This is a genomic window from Aquimarina atlantica (genome assembly GCF_000626715.1).
GTDB lineage: Bacteria > Bacteroidota > Bacteroidia > Flavobacteriales > Flavobacteriaceae > Aquimarina > Aquimarina atlantica.
This window is the reverse complement of the sequence record NZ_AQRA01000006.1, coordinates 114,188-139,735: the sequence shown is the minus strand read 5'-3', so window position 1 is coordinate 139,735 and position 25,548 is coordinate 114,188. Positions and strand designations below refer to the sequence as shown.

Sequence of the window (25,548 nt, the reverse complement as noted above, 5' to 3'; positions counted from 1 at the left end):
AAACACTTGTTTACAATTTTTTTAGATGTTAAATGTTTCTAATTCTCAAATATCGAACTCCTTATTTAAAAGATTAATTTGCTCTGGACGACCTAAAACTACAATCTTAGAACTTGGTTTTAATAAGGTATTAGCTTCTGGGTTCACAATATATTCTCCCTCGGGCGATTTATAACCTATAATGGTACATCCTGTTCTGGATCTCATATCGATATCAAGAATAGTTCTTTCTATTTTATCATCAAACATATCTTCAAAAGAAATCTCTTCGATATTTATAGATCTTTTACCTACAATAGAAAGGTTATCTAAAAATTCTATTAAATCGGGCACCACTACTAATGACGCCATATGATCCCCACCAATACGATCCGGCATAATAACATTATCTGCACCGGCTAATCGTATTTTCTTATAAGAAGTATCTTGCGAAGCTCTACTAATTATTTTGAGTCCTTTATTAATTTGTCTTGCAGAAAGTACAATAAACAAGTTATCTGCATCTTCTGGTAATGTGCATATTAAACAAGCAGCTCTCTTAATACCTGCTTCTATTAATACTTCATCTTCTGTGGCATTACCTTTTAGAAAAAACAGGTTTTCATTTTGATACCTTTCTATTACTGCTTCGTCTTTTTCGATAATGATAAATGGTTTATTATATGCTAACAATTTGGCAGCAGCTTGTTTACCATTACGGCCATAACCAATTATAATAATATGATTCTCAATATGATGTATCATTTTTTGTGTTTTTCGATATTGAAGTCTTTTAGGATCATTTTTGCTTACAATATATTCTGTTATTACTGATACAGAGTATGCAAATATGGCCACACTGGTCGAGATAAGGAATACAGTAAATAACTTTGCATTATCATCTAACGGTTGAACTTCTCCAAAGCCCACAGTAGATAAAGTAATAACTGTCATATATAAGGCATCTACCCAAGAATAGTCAGAAAAAAACCGAAATCCTAATACACCAATTGCAGTTACTATAATTAATAAAATTAATGCAATATATATTTTTGGCATTCCCCATCTATAGATCTTTTTCATAGGTCAAATACTGAAGTTCGTTTAGTATAAACCAAATCTTTTAATTTTAACCAAAATGCCAGGTTAATGTATATTACAAAACCTAACCCTACAGTGGCGAAGGTTAAATAAATAAAGAATAAACGAACATTTTTTGCTCGCATCCCTAACCTATCGGCTAACCTAGAGGAAACATAAAATCCGTTACGTTCTAAAAATTGTCTTAGATTATAAAGCATATCGCAAAATAATTATATTATCCTAAATTCTCTTCACCATTTAATAAATAATTCCCGATTGCACATTTTAAACATGCTTTTTGATCACAGTATGTGTTTTTGAGTTGAATCATAGCTTGAGAGTGCATTGCATTTTCAATTGGCACATTTAAGTCTGTAAAATTGCTAATAATGCTATTTTTTTCAAAAGGTAATTTAGTAATTAATTCAAAAATATCTTCTTCGGGATTTTGTCCTACACTTCTAGCATATACAAATTTTATAGGAATAATTGTATTAATCAGTAGCAAGTCTATAAATGCTTTGGTTAATTTTTTCTTACTTGTTTTTGATTCTTTTTCAAAAGTATAATGGTTTTGCCAAAATTTGCTGGTTTCTACAGCGAAAAGAGCATAAAAATCTTCAATTTTATTACTGTTAATTACTTTACTGAAGAGTTGGTGGTTTTCAAAATATAATATTGCCAATTGCGCCAATCGTATCGTTGGAAAATTGGGTGGTCGTAATCTAAAAAAATGAAATGGTTCTACTCTACCGGTACTTAATTGATATTTATTTTTCAAAAATTGATATTCTCTTTTCAAGGTGTTGAAATACTCTCCTTCTATATCAACCTCTAAGAAGCCTGCCTGACCAAAAAATAAGGCTTCTAATTCTTCTAGTTGACCTCTACATTTTCTAAGCACTACAAAATCTATTGAATTTGCCAGGCTAAAAAAAGCTGCTCCATTTGTTTTTAGACCAAAATTTTTAGACAATAGCTTAAACAACACAGCTTCCCAATTATTTGCAGAGTCATTTAGAAGTTTTAAAATTAAGGTCGATTTTTTCTCTAGTCGCTCTAAATACAATCTTTCTTGCCAATTTGATAACATAAAACGTGAAACTTCGGGGAGCTGTCTATCACAACTAATCCATTGTTGAGCGCTTTTATCAAAGAGTTTTTTATAACGAATTAATAGTTCTTCTCTTATGTATTCTTTAAGTTGTAATGTTGGTATAATCGAGTTATCTTTTCTGTAAACTTCTACATCATCTTCCCAAACTACATGAAGAATCACATTATCATATGCAGGGTCATTCTCATGGTTATGAACATACCAATCACTTGATCTGATATGCACTTCAACGTTCCCTGCCCATTTCTGCCCTTGGATAATAAGTCTTGCATCAAAAAAATCGGGTCCAGAGCTTTCTATGTTGTGCGTCCCCACTTGCTGAAGTATAAGCTCCTCATGCCTTGTTGTTCTTAGATCTACAAACCCAAATTTTTTATATTTCCAAAGGTATTGTAAAAAATCCTCAGTCATATATTCTATATATTGTTTATAATTATCAGACCTACCTGTAAGCAAACAGGTGGTATTAGCTACTAAATATTTCGGGTAGGATAGAAAATAAGAAGAATAGCTTTTCTAAAATTTAGATGATGAAATTACTAAAATTTATTAAAATCCTGTAAGTTCTATTGAATAACATTGACTACTTTTTAAATCTATATATAAATGACTAATATTTTAAAGTCTATTTTTATTTCTGTTTTCCCAGTAATTGCTCTTTACTTTGCTATTGACAGTGTTATACATCTTATTGATCATGGAGTATCGTATAGGTATATAGGAAGGTTAATTATTTCGCTTTCTATTGTAACACTCTTTGGCTTATTCTTTGTAAAACCCGTTGCAAGAACTGATGCTAACCTAAAAAAATATACACTACCTATTGCCATTGGTTTTTTAATTAGTCTTCTATATGGTGGTGTTATCGAACAAGATTTAAACGGATCTCTACCAGGGGTTGGTTTATTTTTAGGATGGATCTTATATATAAGATGGTATTCTACTTTTAAGGATAGAGAAAAAAATACAGTGATTAAAGTAGGCGATCGGTTACCAGAACTCGAATTACAGGATTCAGAAAAAAATAATATACACACTTCTAAATTTATAGGAAATCCATCAATTTTTCTATTCTATCGCGGAAACTGGTGCCCATTATGCATGGCACAGATCAAAGAAATTGCTTTACAATATAAAGAACTTGAAAAAAGAAATATAAATATAGTTCTTATTAGTCCTCAACCTCATAAGCATACTAAATCTCTAGCAAAGAAATTTGGATTAAATTTTAATTATTTGGTGGATCAAGGAAACAAAGTTGCTAAGCAATTACAAATTTTCTCAAAAAATGGTCTCCCCATGGGTTTCCAAATATTAGGATATGACAGTGATACTGTAATGCCAACTGTAATCATAACTAATAAGGAGGGAAAAATAATCTTCGCAGACCTTACTAATAATTATAGGGTACGACCAGAACCAGAAATATTTTTAAAAATTATTGATCAACAAAGTCTTTAGTTCAAAAGACTAACATTAGTTAGTACCCCCAAAAAAAAGAAGGTAAAAGTTGCTATAAACACAAAAAACACAGAACTAACTCCTTTTAAATAGTACGATTACTACTTAATATTCTTAAAATCAAGTTAATTCCTTACAAAAATGTACTATTGGTAAGATTTTATGTATTAATGGAAAACTTAAGCACAAATTCATTTCTTTACTTTGTTATGAATTAAAGGGAAAATTAATTCATTCTAAAAATATTAAGATTACAAAACCCTAAGCTAAGTTGAGTTTGTGTTAGGTTATTGATGGTTGCCATTTTTGGCGACCATCTTTATTTTTATACATATCCAAAAAAGTAGGAAAGTCTGAGTTTGTACATTTTATGTATTCATATCTGGGTAGATATCAAACTTATTAAAAAAGGCTTTTTTAAATTTTGAAGAATTAGAATAATTAAGTGTATCCATCACTTCACGTATGGATAAGCCTTCTCCAATAATCATATTGTATGAAATTTCTAGTCTTTTATTATTAAAAAACTCTAAAGGAGTTTGGTTATGAATTTCTTTAAACATATTAAAAAAATTCGTACGACTCATATGTGCCATAGCTGCCAATTGATCAACTCCAACAAAAGGTTCTTTAAGATTATTCTTGAGGTAATCACTTACCTTATAAATATTACCCACTTGCCCGCAATTGATACTAAAAGGATTGCTTTCTGTTTCCCATCTTAATACATCTTTCCAAAAAGTTTCTAATAGTCGAACACCTCTGGCAATAAAATAAAGGTAATTCTCTACCTTATCTACATCAGGTTGTACAATTTGATCAAAAAGACTCGATTGCTTATACGAAAGATAAAATTTATTAATATGTTGGTGAGAATAACGAATATAATTATCAAGTTTTTCTGCCATATCGTTATTCTTTAAAAAAAAAGGTTTGGTATATGAGCTTTTTAATACAATCATAGTAGATTTCACTTCTGCTCCTTTTGTAATAAAAACTTGTTCTCCTTGTCGAGCATCCATACATCTCATATTTCCTGGAGTATAACTATCAGAATATTGGCTTATAATCTGGTCTTCTTCTAATTGATGGTCTAAAGCATATTTTCTAAAATGAAGTATAATATCTTTTTCATCGATGGGTCGTCTAATATATTCAATATCTGTATTAGCTTTATAATTGTTTATAATAAGAAAGACTTCTGGAGATATTTTATAATACAACAAATACCCTTCTCCAATCTCTGGAGGGAAATAAATTCGATCAGTAGAACTATTTGGACTGAGTTGTGATCTAAAATAGTCACTTAGTTTGTCTATATCAGAAAAATCAAACAAATATTTACACATACCACCATCATTTTACACCTATCTTTTTTAGCTCATGTAGATGTATTCCTGGTAGCTAAAAAAAATAAATAAACACAAAAACAACCCCTTTATTAGCTTACAAAAAAGCTAATAGAGGGGGAGAATTATTATTTAAATATAAGAATTTATTTTATATGACTAATAACATCATACTTTGTTATGATGTGGTGTTTTCCGTTTTCTAACTCAACTAAAACTGCAGAACTTCCATTTTTAATAAGCTTAGATATCTCATCAAGTGAAGTTTTAGCGTTTACAATCGGAAAGGAATCTTTCATAACATCTTTGATTGGTGTACTACCTGTATTTTTATCATCTAAAAAAGCAGTAAAAAGTGCACTTTCATCAACAGAACCAACAAATCCATCACTATCAACTACTGGTATTTGCGAAATTTTAAATTTACGCATACGCTCTATAGCATGTGATACCAATTCTTCTGTCTTAACAGTAACTAATGGTTTTTCTATATGATTCTTTACTAAATCATCGGCTGTATATACTTCCTCATCCAGAAAACCTCTTTCTCGCATCCAATCATCATTAAACATTTTCCCTACATATCTACTACCATGGTCGTGAAATAAAACGACTACAACATCATCTTTGGTAAAATGTTCGTTTAATTGAAGTAATCCTTTTATAGCCGCTCCGGCACTATTACCTAAAAACATTCCTTCTTCTTTCGCAAGTTTTTGAGTATAAACCGCAGCGTCTTTATCGGTCACTTTGGTAAATCCATCAATAACCGAAAAATCTACATTTTTTGGCAGAATATCTTCTCCAATACCTTCTGTGATGTATGAATAAATTTCGTTTTCATCAAAAATCCCGGTTTCATGGTATTTCTTAAAAACAGAACCATAGGTATCTATTCCCCAGATTTTAATATTTGGATTTTTTTCTTTTAGATATTTTCCTGCACCAGATATTGTACCTCCAGTACCTACTCCAACAATAAAATGTGTTATTTTACCATCTGTTTGTTTCCAGATTTCGGGGCCTGTGCTTTCATAGTGTGCTTTTGCATTCGAAGGATTATCATACTGGTTAACATACCAGGAATTTGGAGTTTCTTCTGCCAATCTCTTAGAAACCGAATAATACGATCTTGGGTCATCAGGTTCGACATTAGTTGGACAAACCATCACTTTTGCGCCTACTGCCCTAAGGATATCCATTTTTTCCTTAGATTGCTTATCTGCCATTACACAAATCAGTTTATACCCTTTTATAATAGCTACTAACGCTAATCCCATTCCTGTATTTCCTGATGTACCTTCTATAATGGTTCCTCCTGGCTGCAATCGACCATCTGCTTCTGCATCTTCTATCATTTTTAAAGCCATTCGATCCTTTACAGAATTCCCTGGGTTAAAAGTTTCATATTTAGCCAACACCAAAGCGTCTATATCTTTAACCAATGTATTTAATTGGACTAATGGTGTGTTCCCTATAGTTTCTAGTATGTTTTTTGCGTATTCCACTCGTTATAATTTACACCCCTATAGGGTATTTCAACATGGCAAAGATACGACCTAGATTATCGATTGGCAATTTTAAAAGAGAGAATAACAAATTATTGAAACCGGATTGATTTGGTTGGTGATATTTTTGCAATAATATACGAAGGGATAAGTAGCATTAACAAACATAATAACATTGTTCCTATATTGAGTAACACAATATATCCTATATCAATATACACTGGGGCAGTACTTACATAATATGTTTCTGGATTAAGCCCTACAATTCCATATTGTTCTTGTATAAGGAGTAAACCTATACCAATAAGGTTACCCCAAAACAAGCCTATTAAAATCAAATATGCAGCATTATAAAGAAACACTTTTCTTATACTCCAATCACTTGTTCCTAAGGCTTTTAAAATCCCAATCATAGGGGTTCTCTCGAGGATCAAAACCAATAAAGCGGTAATCATATTGATACCAGCTACCAAAATAATGATCCCAATAATTCCAATAATATTAAGATCAAATAGTTTTAACCATTCGAAGATAGTAGCATACTTTAAAGAAATTGTCTGGCTATCTAAGGTAGAAGGAATATTTTCATAGATTTCCTGTCCTTTTTTATCGATTTGATCAAAATCATCAATAAAAACTTCAAAATTACCAACCTCATCGGGTTTCCATTTATTCATTTTTATTACATGTCTGATATCTGCGAAAAGGAAGGTTTCATCAAACTCTAAAAATCCCGAATTATAAATCCCTACAATCTCAAAAGCCCTAATAAAGGTTTTTGAGTTTGAAGCAGTATTCTTTTTCAAAAAGTAAGTAATTACTTTATCTCCAATACGAAATCCTAAACGATTCGCTATATGCGAAGACAATAAAATTTCTTCATTGAGTTCTCCTGTAAAATCAGGTATTCTTCCTTCTACCAGATATTCTTTAAAAGAATCCCAATTATAATTTTTACCTACTCCTTTAACCACCACACCATCAAAATCAGATGCTGTGCGTATAAGCCCCATTTTGGTCGCCACCCCTTGCATATGAACAATTCCTTCAACCTCGGGAAACTCTGGATAGAAGTTTTGATCAGTAGATATAGGTATAAGAGATTCTACACTACTGTTATTATCAAAACTAGAAATTAATATATGCCCATTAAATGCCGCAACTTTTTCTCTTATTTTGCGTTGTAGTCCTACACCAGTAGCAACTGTAATTAGCATCATGATCATACCAATAGCAATAGCAAAAATTGCAATTTTTATAATTGGAGTCGAAATGCTACTTTTATGTTCCTTACCTTTGATAAGGCGTTTGGCAATAAAATACTCGAAATTCAAGCTTAACTATGGTTTTTGTTAGAAATGCATTCAAAAATACATTTTTATTCCTTTTCATAATTTTTATTTCTTGTGTAAGTGGGATAAAAACGACTTTACCCCCTTCTTCTGTAAAAATTGAAAACTCGATATCTACGGCATATATTGCTCAAGATACTACAAAAATTCAAGAATCTATAGTAGTTGGGGCCAATCTTACAGATGATTATATTCCTATCTTAGAAAATAAGAAAGTAGCTATCGTAGGGAATCAAACTTCTGTTATTTTTAAAGATAGTATTACTAATCAAAATTACGTACATCTTGTTGATTCTTTATTGTCTAGAAATATTAAAATTCAGAAAGTATTTGCTCCAGAACATGGTTTTAGAGGTAAGGCAGATGCAGGAGAATTAGTAGCTGATAGTAAGGATATTAAAACCGGGCTTCCTATTTTTTCTCTACACGGAAAAAACAAAAAACCATCTAAAGAAGCTTTATCTAACATCGACATCGTTGTTTTTGATATTCAAGATGTAGGAGTTCGCTTTTATACCTATATTTCGACATTACATTACGTAATGCAAGCCTGTGCAGAAAATAACATTCCTGTCTTGATACTAGACCGTCCAAATCCAAATGCACATTATATTGATGGACCTACTTTAGAACCTGAACACTCTAGTTTTTTAGGTGTACATCCTATACCATTGGTTCATGGTATGACTATTGGCGAATATGCAAAAATGATAAATGGCGAAGGTTGGTTGGGAAAAGATTTAACCTGTGAGATCAATATTATCCCTGTTAAAAACTACTCTCATACTGCTTCATATAGTTTACCAATACGACCATCACCAAATTTGCCTAATGATAAAGCTATCAATTTATATCCTAGTCTTGGTTTTTTTGAAGGAACTTCTATTAATGCAGGTCGTGGTACCGAAACGCAGTTTCAAATTTTTGGTTCTCCCGATTTGATTATAGAAAAATATGATTATGCCTATATTCCCAGGCCAAATTTTGGTTCTAAATACCCTAAACATAGAGGAGAAGTATGTTACGGGAAAGATTTAAGAAAAAGCGAGTCATTAGATTCTATAAACTTAGAGTGGTTAATTAATGCCTATAACCATACCAAAGTCAAAGAAAAGTTTTTTAATACCAAATCGTTCACCATTCACGCGGGAACAAAAAAATTACAACAACAAATTGAACAAGGTCTTTCTTTTCAAGAAATTAAAAATACATGGATAGAAGGCCTAGAGAAATTTAAGGTTAAAAGAGCGCAATATCTAATCTATCAATAGCACTATTTAGTCTAAAAAACCCCTATTTTCAGGGATGTTATTGCCTTTAGGAATTAATACATTTGCTTATGTTAAAATTTCTACTAAAACTATTTACGGTTTTTTTATTTTTTTGTTCAATTGGTTTACATGCACAAGTGAAGGAAAAAACAATGTCTTTATCTCACTTAGAATCAAATACATATACAGAACAGAAAAAAATAATCTCTCAAGCATTCCAAGATCTTGATACAAAAAAAGATAGGACAGCTTATATCATAAGTCATAAAATCTTAAAAAAAACCAAGTATCGAAAAATAAAATTGCAGGCCTACATTAATCTTGGAGTTTATTTTAATGAACGAAATCGAGCAGATTCAGCATTATTCTACGGAAATAAGACTTTACAAATCATTGGTAAAAGAAATGATTCAATCTTTATACAAGGAAAATCTTTTGCATATAATATAATTGCACTTTCGTATGGGCATAAAGGTCTATTTGAAGAGGCCAAAAAGTGGCATTTAAAAGGGTTAGAAATTGTTAAAAATTTGAAACCAAAAAAGCAATACTATGTAAAATTACATAATTTGGCAGTCATGGACATCAAACTAGGCAATTATGATAATTCAATAAAACTTTTAGAAGCTTGTTTAGAATATAAAAAAGAGCCAGATTTTATGCTCATGATTTATAATAATCTTGCCAATGTATATGCATCTAAAGATAATTATGAAGTTTCTATGTCTTATTTAAAAAAATCTCTTGATTTTTTTAAAAATAAAGAAGCTTCGAGAATAAAAGCATCAATTATACAAAACATAGGCGCTTTGTACCATCTTATGGGGGATCATGATAAAGCTATTGAATATTATTATAAAGCATATCCTATAGCCAAAGAAACAGAATTTCATAGGGCACTTATTGATATCTTAACTAATATCGGTTTGGTCTATCAAGATAAAAAAATGTATAATAAAGCTAAAAAATCTTATGATGAGGCCTTATCTATTTCAGAAGAGTTAGGCTTTCTTGACAAACAGATAACAATATACAATAATCTCAAAGAAGCTTCTAAAACTCAGAATAATTATAAAGATGCCTATTCGTATCTTCAAAAAGAAATAAAAATCAAAGATTCAATAAGTAAATTACAAAAGAGTAAAGAACTTAATGAACTTGAAGTAAAATTTAACACCCTTCAAAAAGAAAAAGAAATAAAAGTTCTTCAGGTCGAAAATGCAAATCGAGAATTGGATTTAAAAAATCAGGAAGAAGCGATCAAAAACCTTAAATTACAACAAGAGATTGAAAAAAAAGAAACTCACAACAAGATTTTATCTTTTCAGAATGCTTCAGAAAAAAAGCTTAACGAAATTGCATTATTAAAAAAAGATCAGGAAATTCAAGAATCTAAATTAGCCAGGCAAAAAAGTATTAAAAATAGTATCTTGTACTCTTTTTTAATTCTTCTTATTCCGGTTATTGGTTTATTGTTTACATATTATCAAAAACTTCAGGCTCAGAATGAATTAAATAAAAAGCAAGAAGAAATAAGTGAGCAAAAAATTTCTTCTCTAATTAAAGATCAAGAGTTAAAACTAATTAAAGCATCTATCAAAGGTCAGGACAAAGAAAGAAAACGAATTGCGCTAGAGCTACACGATAGTATCGGTGGTAATCTTGCTGCTATAAAGCTGCAATTAAATAACACTGTGCTTAATGGAAATAAAAAAACAATATCAATAATTAACAGTCAATTAGATGACACCTACGAGCAGGTACGTAATTTATCACATAACTTGATCCCTAAAAAATTTAGTAAAAACAATTTTTGTGATGTACTTGAAGAGTATTTCAATAATATCGGTGGGACGACTAGTCTAAGTACTTCTTTTGTAGCATACCCAAGAACAGAAATTGATGTTTTGGACGAAACTTTGCAAATCGAAATTTTTAAAATTATTCAGGAACTTATTACGAATACTATTAAACATGCTAAAGCTACTTCTGTAGAGCTTCAATTAAATTTAGTAGAAAATATGGTAAATGTACTATTCGAAGATAATGGTATAGGTTTTAATGCAAAAAACAAAGCTACCGGACTTGGGTTTGAGAATATCAAAAATCGATTAAAAAAAGTATCTGGTACTTTTCATATCGATTCTAGAATTAATCGAGGTACTATTATAGATATAGAAGTTCCTGCATTAACATCAATTAATGGAAAAAAGAGCTATAATCATCACTAGATCGTTCTAGTGTCTATCTAATCGTGAACAAGATTAGAATTACATATAGCAAGTTTTATTTAAACCTAATTACAAAAAAATAAACCAATGAAATATAATTTAATCATAGCAGATGACCATAAAATGTTTTTGGATGGTTTACTAAGCATTCTTAACTCAGAGAAAGAATACAATATTTTATTAACTGCCAAAGATGGTAAACATATTGCAAAATACCTTGAGATTAATCCTGATGAAAAAATAGATCTTATTATCACCGATATTTCTATGCCAGAATTAGATGGTATTTCTCTAAACAAAATTATAAAAGAAAGAAAGAAAAGTATAAGAACACTGGTAGTTAGTATGCATAATGATGCAGATATGATTGATAATCTTATAGAACATGATGTAGATGGGTATGTGCCAAAAAATGCTGAAAAAGAAGAGCTTTTAAAAGCTATAAAGACAATACTTAAGGGAGAGAAATATTTTTCAAAAGATATAAAAGATATTTATTTAGAAAATAAATTTGCTAAAAAGAAGAAGGAAGATATTAAACTTACTCAAAGAGAAATTGATGTTATTACCCTTATTGCGCAAGAACATACTACACAAGAAATTGCAGACCAATTGTTTTTGAGTAAACATACTATCGAAAGTTATAGAAAAAATCTTATTGCCAAACTTAATGTTAGAAACCTGGCTGGATTAACCAAGTATGCCTTAAAAATGAAGTACATAAAACCTTGATAGAATATAGCTCAATCCTCATTAATGCAAAAATCAGGTATTGAATCTTGATTTGATTATTTATTTCTTATTACCAAATCCATCACCTAAACGGTAACTAAGTATAATCCCATGTGTATTATTAATGGGAGTATCTCTTAGGGTTTGATTATAATTATACAATACTCGTAAGTGATTAGAAATATAAAACCCTGCAAGAAAATTCATCGAAGAACTCGTTCTGTATCCAGCACCAATTTCAATTTTATTTTTATAGTTCACTGTAGTATTAACATCTACCTGAATTGGAGCTCCAGAAACATATTTAACCAAAACACTGGGAGTTATTAATACTTCTTTAAAACGTGAAGCAAAAAAACGATATCCTGCATATGCATAATATGGGGTCTCTAAATTAATATTATCCTCAGAAGACAAAGAATCTCCTAATAGGTTTGGAGCAGAAGCTCCTATATAAATATGCTCTCTATTATACAAAATTCCTACCCCCAAAGTAGGAATAACAGTATTAATATTATTTGCAAAATTAGGATCATTATCAATGCCTAATTCTAGTAAATTTTCGTTATAAATCATTGCGCCACCCGTAATCCCAAAAGATAATACATTGGGATTATAAGACCACCATCTTGCCTGGTTATAATTATGGTCAAAAACTATTTTATAGGCATATGCTCCAAACAAGCTTGTTGTTGTAGTTACTCCTACCTGATCACTATAAACTCCTGCTCCTAAGCCCATATTTTTTGAACGCAATGGTGAGTTGACTGTTAATCCAATATTTCTCGGACTACCATCTAACTGATTTAAATATCCTCTATTGGTGAGAGTAATATCAGAATCGGGATAGAAACCGGCATGGGCTGGATTAATAATCACTGTATTGTAATTATAATTTGCAAAAACCGGTGTTTGCTGCCCAAATATTGGGCATAAAAATCCTTTAGATAGTATTGCAACTATCAATAATATATATACTTTTTTCATAAATTAACGCTTTAAAACAAGGAAACCGGTTTGCTTTTTTAAATTATGAGAACCTTCTATATTGATATTGAAGAAGTATGTCCCCTCGGGTAATTTATCTCCTCCCAAACTTCTCTTTCGATTGGCAATTCCTCTAAAAACTCTTGAAGTATTATTATATCCTTCAACTTCAAAAACTATATCTCCCCATCGATTATATATCGATACTTTATTATTTGGGTAATTTTCAATGTTATGAATCTCCCAATATTCATTAATTCCATCACCATCTGGTGAAAAACCATATCGGGTTTGATCTTCTTCTTGTGCTTCTACATAAACTGTGACTGTATCTTCTTCAATACATCCTTGATTACTGGTAAAAAGAACAGTATAGGTTGTTGTTTGATCTGGGGTTGCTATTGGGTTGGCAATATTAGCATTGGTAAGACTTATAGAGGGTGTCCAAACAAATGTTCCATTACCAGAAGCAGTTGCATTTAATTGAACCTCTTGCCCCTGTATAATCTCTTCGTCCTCTCCTGCTTGAACTTCACAAATAATCGGATCTTCATCTGTTATTATAATATCGAAACTACATGTATTTGTATTTCCAGCACTATCAGTAACTTCAAAGGTATTGGTAGTTGTTCCAATCGGAAACCCAGATCCTGATGGTAAACCCGCAATTTGAACGGTGGTCACTCCTATACAGTTATCTGTACCTATTGGGGGAGTATAAGTTACTATCGCAGTAGACAAACCTAAATCTACATTCTGAGTAATATTTGCAGGACAATCAATATTAGGATTCGTAGTATCATTTACAGTAATGGTTTGAGTAACGTTTATACTATTCCCTACTTCATCGGTTATGCTATACGTCCTGGTAATCACTTCAGGATTGCTATTCCCATCACTAACGTCTCCTTCAAAAGCAACCGTAACTACTCCACAATTATCTGCCTCATCTGTTACGACAACTACATCTGGCAAAGGAACATCATCTGTACATTGCACATTGATAGGCGAAGGGTTACTCGCTGTAGGGTCAGTAGTGTCATTAACAGTAATCGTTTGAGTAACAGTAATACTATTTCCAGCAATGTCTGTTACACTATAGGTCCTGATAACGATTCCCGTACTTGTAGTTACATCACCAACAAATTCTACTATAGGATTGGCTGTACAATTATCCATCTCATCGATCACTACAGTTATATCCTCTGGCGGAACATCTGAAGCACATGTCACAGTAATTCCTGCTGGATTACTTGCTGTAGGATTAGTAGTATCATTAATCGTAATAGTTTGTGTGACAGTAATACTATTTCCAGCTCCATCTGTTACACTATAGGTTCTGGTAACGATTCCCGGACTTGTAGTTACATCACCAACAAATTCTACTATAGGATTGACTGTACAATTGTCCATCTCATCGGTCACTACAGTTATATCCTCTGGCGGAACATCTGAAGCACATGTCACAGTAATTCCTGCTGGATTACTTGCTGTAGGATTAATAGTATCATTAATCGTAATAGTTTGTGTGACAGTAATACTATTTCCAGCTCCGTCTGTTACACTATAGGTTCTGGTGATCACCTCTGGATTACTACCTCCATCACTCACATCACTCACAAAAGCTACAGTCGGGGTAACTCCGCTATTATCATCTTCATCAATAACTACCAATGGATCTGGTGTCGGGACATCAGCAGTGCATTGCACATTAATTGGTGATGGATTACTAGCGGTTGGAGGTTCGGTATCGGTACCAGGTATAGTTACATTAAAACTACACTGAGTTTCTTTCCCACTATTATCGGTTACCGTCATGGTAACTGTTGTATCTGCAGTAAATGAGGTTCCTGCAACAGGGTCTTGAGTAATCTCTAGATTGGTATCACAATCATCGGTAGCATCAACATCACCCGTATAATCAGGTAACGGAGATCCTGAACTTAAAGTTTGATCACTTGGGCAAGTTGTAATCTGTGGAGCTTCAGTATCCGGCATATCTTTTCCGAAAATAACATATGCAAACCCCGGATCAAAATTAGCTTGATAATTACTAAATACCGAATTTAAGTGTTTGCCGATAATAACATCATCAAAACCATCATTATTAACATCACCTGCATAGGATTCTGTTCCTCTATAAAAACCAGACAAAATATCAATTACAATACCATAATGATGACTTCCAAAATCTACAGAAACAGTCGCATCCCATGTCTCTCTCCCATAAATAATCCCTCCTCTAGAATAATCCCTAACACTCAAATCGGCATATCCATCATTATTAAAATCACCTATATAATTAAGCCCACGTACACTCTTTGAAAATGAAAAACCATTTGTACCATTTAAAGTTGCCAAGTCGACCACAGGAGTAAAGGTCTCATCTTTACCAAATAAAACATATTGATTCCTAAAAACAATATCATTAAAACCATCATCATTGATATCACCAGCATTACTTACGTTTCCATATGTAAAAGAAGTAGTAGAGTGTTCAACAGCAAAACCATTGGCTCCATTTAGATCTTCGACATACATTACGGTTGGAAAATTAGATGAGGATGGTTTCCCAAAAATTACAAACTTTTGGTCTTCATTCCCTCCTATTGCTATATCGTTTATGTTATCACCATTTATATCCCCTAAGCCTGCCAATTTACCACCAACTTTTTCTATAGAGGTTCCATTGGTTGTAATGGTAAACCCATTGTTTCCGTTTAGTTCATCAAGTCTTATGGTTCTAGGAAACTCTGTTCTTGAACCGTACAACACAAAACATTTTCCTTGCACATTACTACGTGTACTAGGTATATTGGTAAATGCAATATCATCTATAGTATCACCATTAATATCACCAACATTATCCAGATCAATCCCCAAACCTTCATTGCGAACAGTACCTATTACTGTAAAACCATTTTTTCCATTAAGTGTTGACAAATCAAATGTTGAAGAAAAACCTGCTCTTGTACCAAAAATGATATAAGTATATCCTAGTCTTATGGTTGAACCATTTCCACGAAGAGGCTCACTAATCATGATATCATCTATAGTATCACCATTAATATCTCCTGCTGTATCCGCTTTATAGAATTGATTATCATCACTTGTTCGTTGGTGAAAAGCTGTATCATTATTGATTTTAAAACCTGCAGAAACATCTAAATATTTTAAATTTATATTAGGTGGAAATCCAGCATTGGTACCATAAATAATATAAACTCCTCCTGTTACATCAATGTGATATCCATCATATGGTCCTGTATGGTTAACCACATCCCCTTTTGCCACTACTATAAAGTCATCGATATCATCTCCATTTATATCTCCTGCAGGACTAACATCATATCCTGTTTCACTATGCGGCTTTTCACCATAAAGTACAAGGCCGTTTGTTCCATTTAAATTGTTTACAGAAAAAGAAGTTGTAGAACAATCTATTTCTTCTGTAGTGGTTTTTACATTCACCATAAAATTACAAGAAGATATATTTCCTGACCGGTCTGTAACTGTAATGGTTACATTAGTGTTTGTTGTAAATAAGGTTCCTTCGGGAGGTGTTTGCGTATAAGACATTTCTGTATTATAACTACAATTATCGCTTACACTGGGTAAAAAATGTATGTAATTAGGTAATCTTGAATTGGCATATAATTCCTGAGTACCATTAGGGCAATTTATTGTTGGTTCTATAGCATCAATAACATTAAAAGTATTACCAAAAAAAACATGCGTTGCCCCTTTTTTTCTGTGTATATTGCTATAATTAATTTTTTCTCCTACAATAAAATCATTAAAACCATCATTATTAAAATCTCCTACATTGCTTACCGAATGACCAAAACCTTTGTAGCTATAACGCTGATCATCAAAAACCTGATATCCATTACTTCCAATAAGTTCTAAACTTGCCAAAGTAGGAGGAAGCGAGCTTCCTCCATAAATTATATAAACTCCCCCACTTCTTGCATATCCATCCCCATGAGGAATCGAAACTATTAAATCTGTAACCCCATCGCCATTAACATCAGACAAACCATCAACATCACTAGGTCTATATGGATATTGGTACCACCCAGCTTCAAAAACAAATTTAGCGTCTGCAGCTAGATCAGATATCCCAAATGAAGTACCAAATAAAGTATCCTTTCCATATATTACATATGTTTTAGTAGCACTGTTTATTGCTAGATCGTCAATCCCATCATCATTAAAATCTTTTGCAGAAGCTACAGAATTTCCTAGTCTTTCATTTTCTATATTTTCGGTTATATAAAATCCATTCATTCCATTTAAAGACGATAATTGAAAAACAGGAGGAAACCCAGCAATATCCCCACTACCATAGACAACAACAACTCTTCCTGATCCGTTCATTCCTCCTTCATCATACGAAGGATATCCTAGAACCAAATCGTCTATATTATCATCATTTATATCTCCCGCATTGCTTACTTTTAAACCAGATCCAGATCCAAATTGCGCAAACCCTTCAATTTTAAAACCATTAGTACCAACAAGTGCAGCAACATCCATACTCCTAATAGCAGAATTACCATAAAAAACATAGGCATCACCTCCTCCTGAAAATGATGATGTACCAATAATAATATCATCTATAGTATCCCCATTAACATCTCCTGCATTACTTAATGTCTGTCCAAAACCAGTATTACTTGCAGTATCTTCTATTATGATACCATTATCATTATTGATATCTGTTCGGGTATACACGGCAGAAAAATCTGTGGTATTTTTAGTATCTTTACCAAAGATAACAATGACATCACCACTATTATTTCCAATTAATATATCATCAATCTCATCATCATTGATATCTCCTGCTGTACTTACACTTACACCTAACCCTTCATTAGCATTAAGTCCTCTTATTACAAAACCGTCTTTTCCATCTAAAGATGTTATATCAACAGAAGATGAAGTAATCCCTGTTCCTCCAAAAATGACATAGGCCTCTCCTATGTTTTCTTGACCACCACTATCAACACCAGGGGCGCCTATTATAATATCTGCAATACCATCCCCATTTATATCTCCAGCTTCACTTACTGATTCACCAACATCATCTGTTTCATTTTCCCCATACACACTAAATCGCTGTGTTTCATCAGTGCCGGATATTGGAACATCCGGACATCCCTGTCCAAAGGACATAAAGACATTTCCTAATACCATTAAATATAAGGTAAACATCTTTATACTAAACTCTAATTTTCTTGTAAACCGAATCCTACTATTTCTCATCTTTTGAAAAAAATTGTTTACCACAAAACTATATTTCTCCTTAGTATTAAAACTCACTATAAATAGGGTTTTACCACATACAAATACCCCCCTGTTTTCAGGGTAAATATTTTCACCAGAAAGGGTGTGTTTCTCAGCAATTGTATCGCTCATCTTTGTACTGTGATTTTTGGTCTTCAAAACATGTATCAAAAAAAACAGATATAAGAAGTCCTATATGAAATCACAAAAAAATAAATACTAACCCTTTAAAACTAAAAATTATGACCTGGGGAATCACATTAATTCTATTAAGTATTATAGCAGTACCATCACTATTGTTATCTAAAAAACCAAACGCGAAAGAACTTTTAGAAAAAATCGAACCGTATCAAGGTTGGATCGGACTTGTATTTTGTTTCTGGGGAATATGGGGAATCATTTCTTCAATCCTTGGTATAGGCTGGCTTGCATCATTCCCAATTCGATGGGTAACTTTTTTGGCAGGAAATATTGTTTCGGCAGTACTAGGATTCATGTTAGGTTTTGGTATGATTAACAAACTTGTACTATCTAAAAATGAAGCGGCCAAAGAGAAAGCCAACCAATTAAGAGCAAAATTAGCACCAAAACAAGGTAAACTAGGAATCGTTGGTTTAATTGTAGGTGCTGCAATGATCGTATTATCATTTTTGCCTTACTAATATTAATACCCCTATAAAACTTGTTTTTATAGTACTTACAACAGTAACAATTGCCATTTAGCAGAAAAAATCCAAAACATCATGATCATATTTGGAACAGGTTCTTCAACCATTCATCCCAAAAAATTAGAAGGAGGAAGTTGCCCCTATTGTAATACAGAAAACAATATGTGGATACAAGGATATAGAAAGTATATTCATGTGTTTTGGATACCGTTCTTTCCTATCGGAAAAAAAGTATACTCGGTTTGTGGTCATTGTAAAGGAGCTTTTGAAGAAAGAGAATTTCAGAATCAGCAATTGATACAGAGTTTTAACGATTTTAAAAACAATCAAATAAAAACTCCATGGTATCACTTTACAGGGCTTACAATTCTGGTTGTGTTTATTGCATTACTTATTGTACTGCCATATTTAACAAAATAAAAACCACGTAGAATCATATAATTTTTTTAAAATGAAAAAACTTGTTTTTATAGTATTCCTCTTAACGGTTACATCGGTTATTTCACAAGAAAATAATGCGACCCTAACTATTGTAGGAGAAGCGAATAAGCAAATAGAAATCGATAGCTATTCCCTAACAATTTCATTAAGACAAATTGTTGCAAACGGAAATCTAAATTTTGAGCTCGCAAGTTTGTCTCAAACTACTCAAAACTATAAAGACAAGCTAAAGACCATAGGAGTTGACTTTAGTAAGTTTAAAAAGAATGTTCTCTATCAGTTATATGCATCTTATTCTGAAGTAAATGATGTTTCGTATTACAATTATGCGACAACTTCTGAAGAAGAGATGATCAAAATCATTAAACAGAAGATGAATGGCTTAACAATCGTACAGGTCGAAGCAGTTGCCAAAGAAAAAAACAATACAGAATGGTCTGCTTTAACACTTGCCGCTATTGAAGATGCAAAAGTGAAAGCAAAAAAAACTGCTGATCACCTCAACAAAAAATTGGGACGTATTGTAAAGGTTGAAAATTCTGATTCGAGAACGCAATACATAAATATGTATAAACCTAGAGAAATTCAAAAACATCTTGTAACTGTAACTTTTACACTAGAATAATAAAAGTGTATACCAATAAATTAATTAACACATAAAATCAAAAAAATGAAATCAAAAATTTTAATCTTAGTTGTTATTCTTGCTTTTGGAAGCAACCTAAATGTCCAAGCTCAAAAATTAAAAAAGTTTGGCAGTTCTATCGAAAAAAAGATAGGTCCCAAAACCATAAAAGTACCTTATACAGATGTTGTGTCTTATATGGGGTATGCTGCCCCTGGTAATGAAGATGAAGTAAAAGACGGTAAAAAATTCTATTACATTTATGTATGGATTCCTGCTGTTGCTCCAGAAATCGGGGTAAGAATGATGTCTCCTGTAGGGAAAACCAAAATCAAAAAGGCAACAAAATCAGCAGCATACACAGAAAATGCAAAATCAACTGATTATTTCGATACCTATATTACTTTAGAACGTTCTGATATAACCAGTAAAGATAATATTAGTGAGGATGCTGTAAAAAGTGCGAACTGGGTTACTCTAGATCGTAATGATGATAGCAGCGAAATGCCTAAGCAGCCTAGCGGAAGTGGTTATAACTCTCTATTAAGATACAAAAGTGAAGCAAGTGATCCTCTTAAAGCACTAACTGTTGGGTTATATCGTATTGGTTTTACTACATACAAAACTGGTGAAGTAAAAGGTACTTTCCTGGCAGAGGTTGCCGCTCCTATCAAATTACCAGGAGTAGTAATGGCTAAAACTATTGAAGACTTAAAAAAAGGGCTATAAAACATAAATTGGAATAGTAGCACCTACGGTTATTCCTATGTTTTTTCTCCAAAAAATATGGGAATAACCCCTTTTGTACATGTCTTCTCTCTAAATCACCAATTTTAAGATGCAAGAAAACGATAAACAAAACTCTAAAGAAGAAGAAAAAAACCTTCTTGATGATATCCTGGCTAATGCACTTTCTTCTACAAAAAAATATGAAGAAACAAATGCTGGCCTCGAAACCAAACGATGTAAAAGCTGTGGCGCAGCAAGACCCGAAGACACAGATCTTAAATACTGTGATTTCTGTGGAGACCAATTCTATTAAAAAATAATAATCCTTTAAAAGTATGTCATTTAATGAAACACAAAATAGATGGGATGGATTCCTTAAGAAAATCGAAGATCGATTTGAGGAGATATTAGAAAAAACAGAAGCTGCATTGCCTCTATTATTTAAAGCAACTGATTTTGAAACTACTACATTTCACAATGCCTGGCAAGGAATTTATTCTCAAGCTAATGAACTTATCTGGAAAATAGATAGCACATGGGACGACAAAGTCGAAGAAGCTTTTGAAAATGCAGGAGCAGAATTTGGTTCCAAAAAATTTATACAGGAAAGAGATAAAGGATACCTCATCAAATTTAAACTTGAACAAAAACTAAAATCATACGAAGTGAAAATTTTTGCAGATGCTGCAAAAAAATTACTACAAGAAGTAAAAGATACTTTATCCAAAGATTTTTGTTGTACCCAATGTCAAGCTAAACTACCGGTAAAAGATAATTTTTTCAGATCCTATTATAGTACTTGTGAATATTGCCAGACAGTAAATACATTCGAACCAGGGACTAAAGCCAGAAATATCGAGCATTTTGCTATCCATGCTCTTGGGGAAGAGGCTGCATTAGAGCACTATCTGCAGTATGAAGAACTTAAGTTTCAAAATTATATACAAGATTCTGAAACATATTCCAAAGAGGAATTAACACCTCTATATCAAAAATATGTAGAGGCCTACTTAAAGAAGAGAATCGAAATTATACCAGATTATAAAGACCGGTATGAAAAAGATCTCAAGGCTAAAACTGCATTCTTAACTAACTATTAGTAATCCTAAAAGAAAAAAATATGTCAAATTCATTTAGAAGTCAACTCCGTTCGGTAATCGAATGGCAAAACCCAAAACCCGAAACTCTTTTTGAAAAATGGACAGAAAACGGGGACGAGATTAAAAATGCTTCAAAATTGATCGTAGGGCCCGGACAAGGATGTCTTTTTGTATACGAGGGCAAAGTAGAAGGCGTTTTTGAAGAAGAAGGGCTTTACGATCTTAAAACAGGGAATATTCCTTTTTGGACGACCATAAAGAATATCATGTACACCTTTGAGTCTGCTCATAAAGTAGGTATCTTCTTCTATAGAAAAGCAGAAATGCAAAATATACGCTGGGGAACCCCCTCTCCTATCACCTATAAAGACCCTGTTTATAATTTTCCTGTAGGATTAGGTGCATTTGGTAATTTTTCTTTCAAAATCACTACACCAGTTGATTTTTTTACCAATGTTATTGCAGGTGATGACTACTATCCTGTAAAAGCGATACAAAAAGTTATTCTATCCAGAATTACCCAACCTATCAGTGATTTCCTTGCTAACGCTTCGTTTAGCTATGTAGAAATTGATAAACACCGTAATGAAATTGCAGCATTCTCTCAGAATTCGAGTGCGCAAATCTTTGATGAATTAGGTTTTAAGCTTCTTGATTTTAGGATAGAAGGAACCAGTTTTGATGAAGAAACCAAAACAAGAATTGGTCGAATCGCAGATATGAGTGCCGAAGCACAGGCGATGAAAGAACTTGGAGTAAGCTACCAGGATTACCAACAACTCGAAGCCTTAAAAAATATGGCAAAAAATGAAGGCGGTGGTAATATCGGTATGCAAATGGGAGCTGGCCTGGGAATGGGTCAAATGTTGGGAAACATGATGAATAATCAGGGGCAGCAATCTACACCTCAACAAAATACTCCTTCTCAACCTCAACCTCAAAGCGATGACCCAGTACAAAAATTAGAAAAACTAAAGAAAATGTTTGATGCTGGTTTAATCGACGAACAGGAATACAAACAAAAAAAACAGGAAATATTATCTCAATTCTAAAAAACAAAAATCAATCTTTAAAAATTACACCATATGAGTACCGTAAATGAATTATATCAAGACGTTTCAGGAAAACAAAAAGACGAATACAGAGATTACCTAGCGATTATTGATCGTATGGATTGGCACAACTATGACTACACGACGTGGCCATGTGCAGATCTTTCTTTTCAGGATCTTGAAGAAGGCGAAGATTATGATCTGTGGCCATTTAAACCTAACCTAAATGAACCACATTGGGTAGATCTTAATAACCAATTTAAGTCTGGAATCAGAAGATACGGATATGTACATAAATTAGAAATGCCAGAGCAGGTTCGCGAACTTTCTCACGAGAATGCTACCGAAATCCTTAATGATATAAAAAATCTAAAAGATAGTGATCTTTCAGAATTTAATGATCAAATTCAAGAGTATGGATTCTCTGATGAAAACCATTTTTTATGGGGAATAGCTTTACTAGATTCTGCTGAAGAAAAAGCATACGATGCTGCTGATAACCTTTTAAAAGAGCAAAAAGCTAAACTAGATGCCCAGATGGATGCTCATATAGAAGCAGCAGAAGCTGGTGGATTATTAGATCCTATAAATGGAATTGATATGGAAACCTGGGCGGCTGCCAATGCAAAAATAGCTGGAGGTATGGATCTAGAAGAAGTACTTAAAGTTGTAGGAACAGAAAAACCAATCTGGGATGAAGTATCTGCAGAATGGACTGCAAGAATGTCTCAAGACACAACTTTTGCAATTTCTAAAGTATATGGTGATGCTTTTATGAATTCGAATATTGGCAAATTTGCCAATGCAGAAAATAATCAAGAATCTGAAACTGGCTCTTCTGCAGGTAACAATGATATTTATGAAGATTTCGAGCTTTATGTTAAGGTGATGTGTCATCAAAATATGGGAGCGACGCAAGGAAAAGATGCTGCTTCAATCTTACAAGAATACGGACTTACAGTTACCGATTGGAGTTCTGTAGGTATGCATTGGACCACAAAAATGGCTACAGATACTCGCATGGCATTAAAAATGGGAGAATTAATGGAAAAATATAATGCAGAATTTGCTTCGGCAAAAGCAGGAGACGACATCGATTTTTAATCCCAATAACATTTTACGTATAGATGGCCTGGGATTCATCTGCAACCCAATTACACTACATTGCAAATTAGATGAAATCGGGCCATCTTGTTTTTAAAAAACAAAAAAGAATCATGGAAAATAATATCAAACAATTCGGAATATATATTAAAAGTAAAGATAGATATCTATCATTTGCCCCCATCAATAACACCAGTTTTCCTGAGTTTAGACACCTTAACAAGATTCCGTCGGTAGTACGAGAAAATGATCACATAGAGATTATTGTATATCTACAAAATTTTGAAAGTGGATCCCTGGTGGCTCAAGCAAGAAAACTAGCATTAGGAGGGTTTAATGAAGATGTAAATTTTGGCATAGAGCCTTTAGAAAAAGAAAACATGTATAAACTTACCACCGATACAACAATACCCGATGGTAGCTTTTTGTTTATTTCGACAGGGTGGAATGAAATCTTATCTGTCTTTCTTGGAGATAGTGAAAAAGAAGCCATAGCTTTCTTCTCTGATACTACCTTAAGGCCTGCATATGCTGCTGTTCCTGACTTGGAAGATACGATTAAAGCTTTTCCTAATTCGCAGGAATTAATAGATCTATTACCAAAATGGAAAGAAATTAAACAATTAGAACGGCAGGAATTAGAATACAAATATGTCGAAGAAGCGTGGCAAAAATACCAGGAAACTGAAAAAATTTCATTAAAAATAAGATACCTTAAAGAGATGCAAATGGCACTTAACGGTTTTCTCGCTAATCATCCCGAAAGTAATAAATCTGAAGAATGCAGAGAAAGACAAATCGAAATTGACACCAAGCTTCCTGAGTTAGAAAAAATGATATAATATCTCGATAATTTATAAAAGATAGTTTTTTAAAAAATACAACCTCGAAACCTATACATCTCATCTTTGTATTGTGAGTTTTAGGCTTCAAAACAGGGATCAAAACAATAAGTATTCACACCTTAAAACTAAAAACTATGATTGAAGGAATCACATTGATTTTATTAAGTATTATAGTAGCAGCACCATCATTATTGCTATCAAAAACACCAAAAACAAAAGAGTTTTTAGAAAAAATCGAACCGTTGCCAAGCTTGATCAGACTTATGATCGGACTTATATTCTGTTTCTGGGGGGTGTGGGGAGTTATTTCGACAATTTTAAATCTAGAATGGATTACAACATTTCCTATCTGGTGGATCACCATATTAATTGGGAATACTATGCAAGCTGTATTAGGTTTCATGTTAGTTTTTCGCTCAATTAGCAAGTTTTTCTTATCCAAAAATGAAGCTATAAAAGAAAAAGCAAATCAATTAAGAGGAAAGTCAGCATCAAAACAAGGTAAGTTAGGAGTTTTAGGAATCATTATTGGCTGCTGGCAGATTATAGCCTCTTTCTTATTCTTCGTGTAGTAAGAACATAGAAATTATCAAACTATCTTGTTAAAATTGAGAACAATTTTAGA

Annotated in this window: 22 protein-coding genes; 14 read left to right on the top strand and 8 right to left on the bottom strand. The window is 32.6% G+C overall.

From position 1 onward, the window contains the following. Positions 1-45 precede the first annotated feature (45 nt). Genes ATO12_RS14210 through ATO12_RS14200 form a run of 3 tightly spaced genes read right to left on the bottom strand, consistent with a single transcriptional unit; the run spans position 46 to position 2,590 of the window. The gene (locus ATO12_RS14210) at positions 46-1,062 is read right to left on the bottom strand and encodes a potassium channel family protein (RefSeq protein WP_034242823.1); all 1,017 of its coding nucleotides are present in this window, start codon (positions 1,060-1,062) and stop codon (positions 46-48) included. Next, positions 1,059-1,280: a PspC family transcriptional regulator gene (locus ATO12_RS26475; protein WP_034242822.1), complete on the bottom strand. Its 222-nt coding sequence runs from the start codon at positions 1,278-1,280 to the stop codon at positions 1,059-1,061. Before ATO12_RS26475 ends, ATO12_RS14210 begins: the two co-directional genes overlap by 4 nt. A 17-nt stretch (positions 1,281-1,297) precedes the next feature. Beyond that, positions 1,298-2,590, bottom strand: a complete 1,293-nt coding sequence (locus ATO12_RS14200; RefSeq protein ID WP_034243520.1) for a DUF2851 family protein — start codon at positions 2,588-2,590, stop codon at positions 1,298-1,300. A 195-nt stretch (positions 2,591-2,785) separates the two neighbouring features. On the opposite strand from ATO12_RS14200, the gene ATO12_RS14195 reads away from it, so the two are divergent. Further along, positions 2,786-3,640 carry a peroxiredoxin family protein gene (locus ATO12_RS14195; RefSeq protein WP_034242821.1) on the top strand — a complete coding sequence of 285 codons (855 nt, stop codon included), beginning with the start codon at positions 2,786-2,788 and terminating at the stop codon, positions 3,638-3,640. 368 nt (positions 3,641-4,008) lie between these two features. Here ATO12_RS14195 and ATO12_RS14190 read toward each other — a convergent pair whose 3' ends face one another. From ATO12_RS14190 to ATO12_RS14180, 3 genes are all read right to left on the bottom strand, one after another. Next, positions 4,009-4,989 (bottom strand): helix-turn-helix domain-containing protein, encoded by a 981-nt coding sequence (locus ATO12_RS14190; RefSeq protein WP_034242820.1) that lies wholly within the window; start codon positions 4,987-4,989, stop codon positions 4,009-4,011. A gap of 146 nt (positions 4,990-5,135) precedes the next feature. Beyond that, entirely contained in the window at positions 5,136-6,497 is a 1,362-nt protein-coding gene (locus ATO12_RS14185) for a pyridoxal-phosphate dependent enzyme (RefSeq protein WP_034242819.1), read from the bottom strand. Positions 6,498-6,589: 92 nt separating this feature from the next. Continuing rightward, positions 6,590-7,831 carry an ABC transporter permease gene (locus ATO12_RS14180; RefSeq protein WP_034242818.1) on the bottom strand — a complete coding sequence of 414 codons (1,242 nt, stop codon included), beginning with the start codon at positions 7,829-7,831 and terminating at the stop codon, positions 6,590-6,592. A gap of 8 nt (positions 7,832-7,839) precedes the next feature. Here ATO12_RS14180 and ATO12_RS14175 point away from each other — a divergent pair, with 8 nt between their 5' ends. From ATO12_RS14175 to ATO12_RS14165, 3 genes are all read left to right on the top strand, one after another. After that, on the top strand, positions 7,840-9,120 hold the full coding sequence (locus tag ATO12_RS14175) for an exo-beta-N-acetylmuramidase NamZ family protein (RefSeq protein WP_034242817.1): 1,281 nt from the start codon (positions 7,840-7,842) through the stop codon (positions 9,118-9,120). 152 nt (positions 9,121-9,272) lie between these two features. Beyond that, entirely contained in the window at positions 9,273-11,351 is a 2,079-nt protein-coding gene (locus ATO12_RS14170; RefSeq protein ID WP_165583384.1) for a tetratricopeptide repeat protein, read from the top strand. An 87-nt stretch (positions 11,352-11,438) separates the two neighbouring features. Beyond that, positions 11,439-12,083, top strand: a complete 645-nt coding sequence (locus ATO12_RS14165; RefSeq protein WP_025665910.1) for a response regulator transcription factor — start codon at positions 11,439-11,441, stop codon at positions 12,081-12,083. Positions 12,084-12,143: 60 nt separating this feature from the next. On the opposite strand, the gene ATO12_RS14160 is transcribed toward ATO12_RS14165, so the two are convergent. Both ATO12_RS14160 and ATO12_RS14155 read right to left on the bottom strand, forming a co-directional pair. Beyond that, complete coding sequence (locus ATO12_RS14160; RefSeq protein WP_034242816.1) at positions 12,144-13,070, bottom strand: PorP/SprF family type IX secretion system membrane protein; 927 nt, start codon at positions 13,068-13,070, stop codon at positions 12,144-12,146. A gap of 3 nt (positions 13,071-13,073) precedes the next feature. Next, a complete protein-coding gene (locus ATO12_RS14155) occupies positions 13,074-18,491 on the bottom strand; it encodes a T9SS C-terminal target domain-containing protein (protein ID WP_034242815.1) in 5,418 nt (1,805 codons plus the stop codon). Between the two features lie 110 nt (positions 18,492-18,601). Between ATO12_RS14155 and ATO12_RS14150 the strand changes: the two genes are divergently transcribed. The 10 genes from ATO12_RS14150 (at position 18,602) to ATO12_RS14105 (ending at position 25,495) form a co-directional block, all read left to right on the top strand. Beyond that, entirely contained in the window at positions 18,602-19,021 is a 420-nt protein-coding gene (locus tag ATO12_RS14150; protein WP_034242814.1) for a hypothetical protein, read from the top strand. An 81-nt stretch (positions 19,022-19,102) separates the two neighbouring features. Continuing rightward, entirely contained in the window at positions 19,103-19,447 is a 345-nt protein-coding gene (locus ATO12_RS14145) for a zinc-ribbon domain-containing protein (RefSeq protein WP_034242813.1), read from the top strand. Positions 19,448-19,478: 31 nt separating this feature from the next. Beyond that, complete coding sequence (locus ATO12_RS14140) at positions 19,479-20,093, top strand: SIMPL domain-containing protein (protein WP_034242812.1); 615 nt, start codon at positions 19,479-19,481, stop codon at positions 20,091-20,093. Between the two features lie 45 nt (positions 20,094-20,138). Continuing rightward, complete coding sequence (locus tag ATO12_RS14135) at positions 20,139-20,822, top strand: Lipl32 family lipoprotein (RefSeq protein WP_034242811.1); 684 nt, start codon at positions 20,139-20,141, stop codon at positions 20,820-20,822. A gap of 109 nt (positions 20,823-20,931) precedes the next feature. Further along, positions 20,932-21,135 carry a hypothetical protein gene (locus ATO12_RS14130; RefSeq protein ID WP_025666644.1) on the top strand — a complete coding sequence of 68 codons (204 nt, stop codon included), beginning with the start codon at positions 20,932-20,934 and terminating at the stop codon, positions 21,133-21,135. A 22-nt stretch (positions 21,136-21,157) separates the two neighbouring features. Then, positions 21,158-21,922 (top strand): hypothetical protein, encoded by a 765-nt coding sequence (locus ATO12_RS14125; protein ID WP_034242810.1) that lies wholly within the window; start codon positions 21,158-21,160, stop codon positions 21,920-21,922. A 20-nt stretch (positions 21,923-21,942) separates the two neighbouring features. After that, positions 21,943-22,974, top strand: coding sequence for an SPFH domain-containing protein (locus tag ATO12_RS14120; protein ID WP_034242809.1), 1,032 nt, complete (start codon positions 21,943-21,945; stop codon positions 22,972-22,974). A 33-nt stretch (positions 22,975-23,007) separates the two neighbouring features. Next, positions 23,008-24,078: a DUF6620 family protein gene (locus tag ATO12_RS14115; RefSeq protein WP_034242808.1), complete on the top strand. Its 1,071-nt coding sequence runs from the start codon at positions 23,008-23,010 to the stop codon at positions 24,076-24,078. Positions 24,079-24,191: 113 nt separating this feature from the next. Then, positions 24,192-24,920: a hypothetical protein gene (locus tag ATO12_RS14110; RefSeq protein ID WP_131248839.1), complete on the top strand. Its 729-nt coding sequence runs from the start codon at positions 24,192-24,194 to the stop codon at positions 24,918-24,920. Positions 24,921-25,057: 137 nt separating this feature from the next. Further along, positions 25,058-25,495, top strand: coding sequence for a hypothetical protein (locus ATO12_RS14105; protein WP_034242806.1), 438 nt, complete (start codon positions 25,058-25,060; stop codon positions 25,493-25,495). Positions 25,496-25,548 lie beyond the last annotated feature (53 nt).

Bases quoted from the DNA above. Each gene is read 5' to 3' on its own strand.
- ATO12_RS14150 (WP_034242814.1), top strand. From the start codon at position 18,602: ATGACCTGGGGAATCACATTAATTCTATTAAGTATTATAGCAGTACCA.
- ATO12_RS14105 (WP_034242806.1), top strand. From the start codon at position 25,058: ATGATTGAAGGAATCACATTGATTTTATTAAGTATTATAGTAGCAGCA.
- ATO12_RS14195 (WP_034242821.1), top strand. From the start codon at position 2,786: ATGACTAATATTTTAAAGTCTATTTTTATTTCTGTTTTCCCAGTAATT.
- ATO12_RS14210 (WP_034242823.1), bottom strand. From the start codon at position 1,062: ATGAAAAAGATCTATAGATGGGGAATGCCAAAAATATATATTGCATTA.
- ATO12_RS14130 (WP_025666644.1), top strand. From the start codon at position 20,932: ATGCAAGAAAACGATAAACAAAACTCTAAAGAAGAAGAAAAAAACCTT.
- ATO12_RS14170 (WP_165583384.1), top strand. From the start codon at position 9,273: ATGTCTTTATCTCACTTAGAATCAAATACATATACAGAACAGAAAAAA.
- ATO12_RS14155 (WP_034242815.1), bottom strand. From the start codon at position 18,491: ATGAGCGATACAATTGCTGAGAAACACACCCTTTCTGGTGAAAATATT.
- ATO12_RS14175 (WP_034242817.1), top strand. From the start codon at position 7,840: ATGGTTTTTGTTAGAAATGCATTCAAAAATACATTTTTATTCCTTTTC.
- ATO12_RS14200 (WP_034243520.1), bottom strand. From the start codon at position 2,590: ATGACTGAGGATTTTTTACAATACCTTTGGAAATATAAAAAATTTGGG.
- ATO12_RS26475 (WP_034242822.1), bottom strand. From the start codon at position 1,280: ATGCTTTATAATCTAAGACAATTTTTAGAACGTAACGGATTTTATGTT.
- ATO12_RS14135 (WP_034242811.1), top strand. From the start codon at position 20,139: ATGAAATCAAAAATTTTAATCTTAGTTGTTATTCTTGCTTTTGGAAGC.
- ATO12_RS14145 (WP_034242813.1), top strand. From the start codon at position 19,103: ATGATCATATTTGGAACAGGTTCTTCAACCATTCATCCCAAAAAATTA.
- ATO12_RS14160 (WP_034242816.1), bottom strand. From the start codon at position 13,070: ATGAAAAAAGTATATATATTATTGATAGTTGCAATACTATCTAAAGGA.
- ATO12_RS14165 (WP_025665910.1), top strand. From the start codon at position 11,439: ATGAAATATAATTTAATCATAGCAGATGACCATAAAATGTTTTTGGAT.
- ATO12_RS14120 (WP_034242809.1), top strand. From the start codon at position 21,943: ATGTCAAATTCATTTAGAAGTCAACTCCGTTCGGTAATCGAATGGCAA.
- ATO12_RS14110 (WP_131248839.1), top strand. From the start codon at position 24,192: ATGGAAAATAATATCAAACAATTCGGAATATATATTAAAAGTAAAGAT.
- ATO12_RS14190 (WP_034242820.1), bottom strand. From the start codon at position 4,989: ATGTGTAAATATTTGTTTGATTTTTCTGATATAGACAAACTAAGTGAC.
- ATO12_RS14115 (WP_034242808.1), top strand. From the start codon at position 23,008: ATGAGTACCGTAAATGAATTATATCAAGACGTTTCAGGAAAACAAAAA.
- ATO12_RS14125 (WP_034242810.1), top strand. From the start codon at position 21,158: ATGTCATTTAATGAAACACAAAATAGATGGGATGGATTCCTTAAGAAA.
- ATO12_RS14140 (WP_034242812.1), top strand. From the start codon at position 19,479: ATGAAAAAACTTGTTTTTATAGTATTCCTCTTAACGGTTACATCGGTT.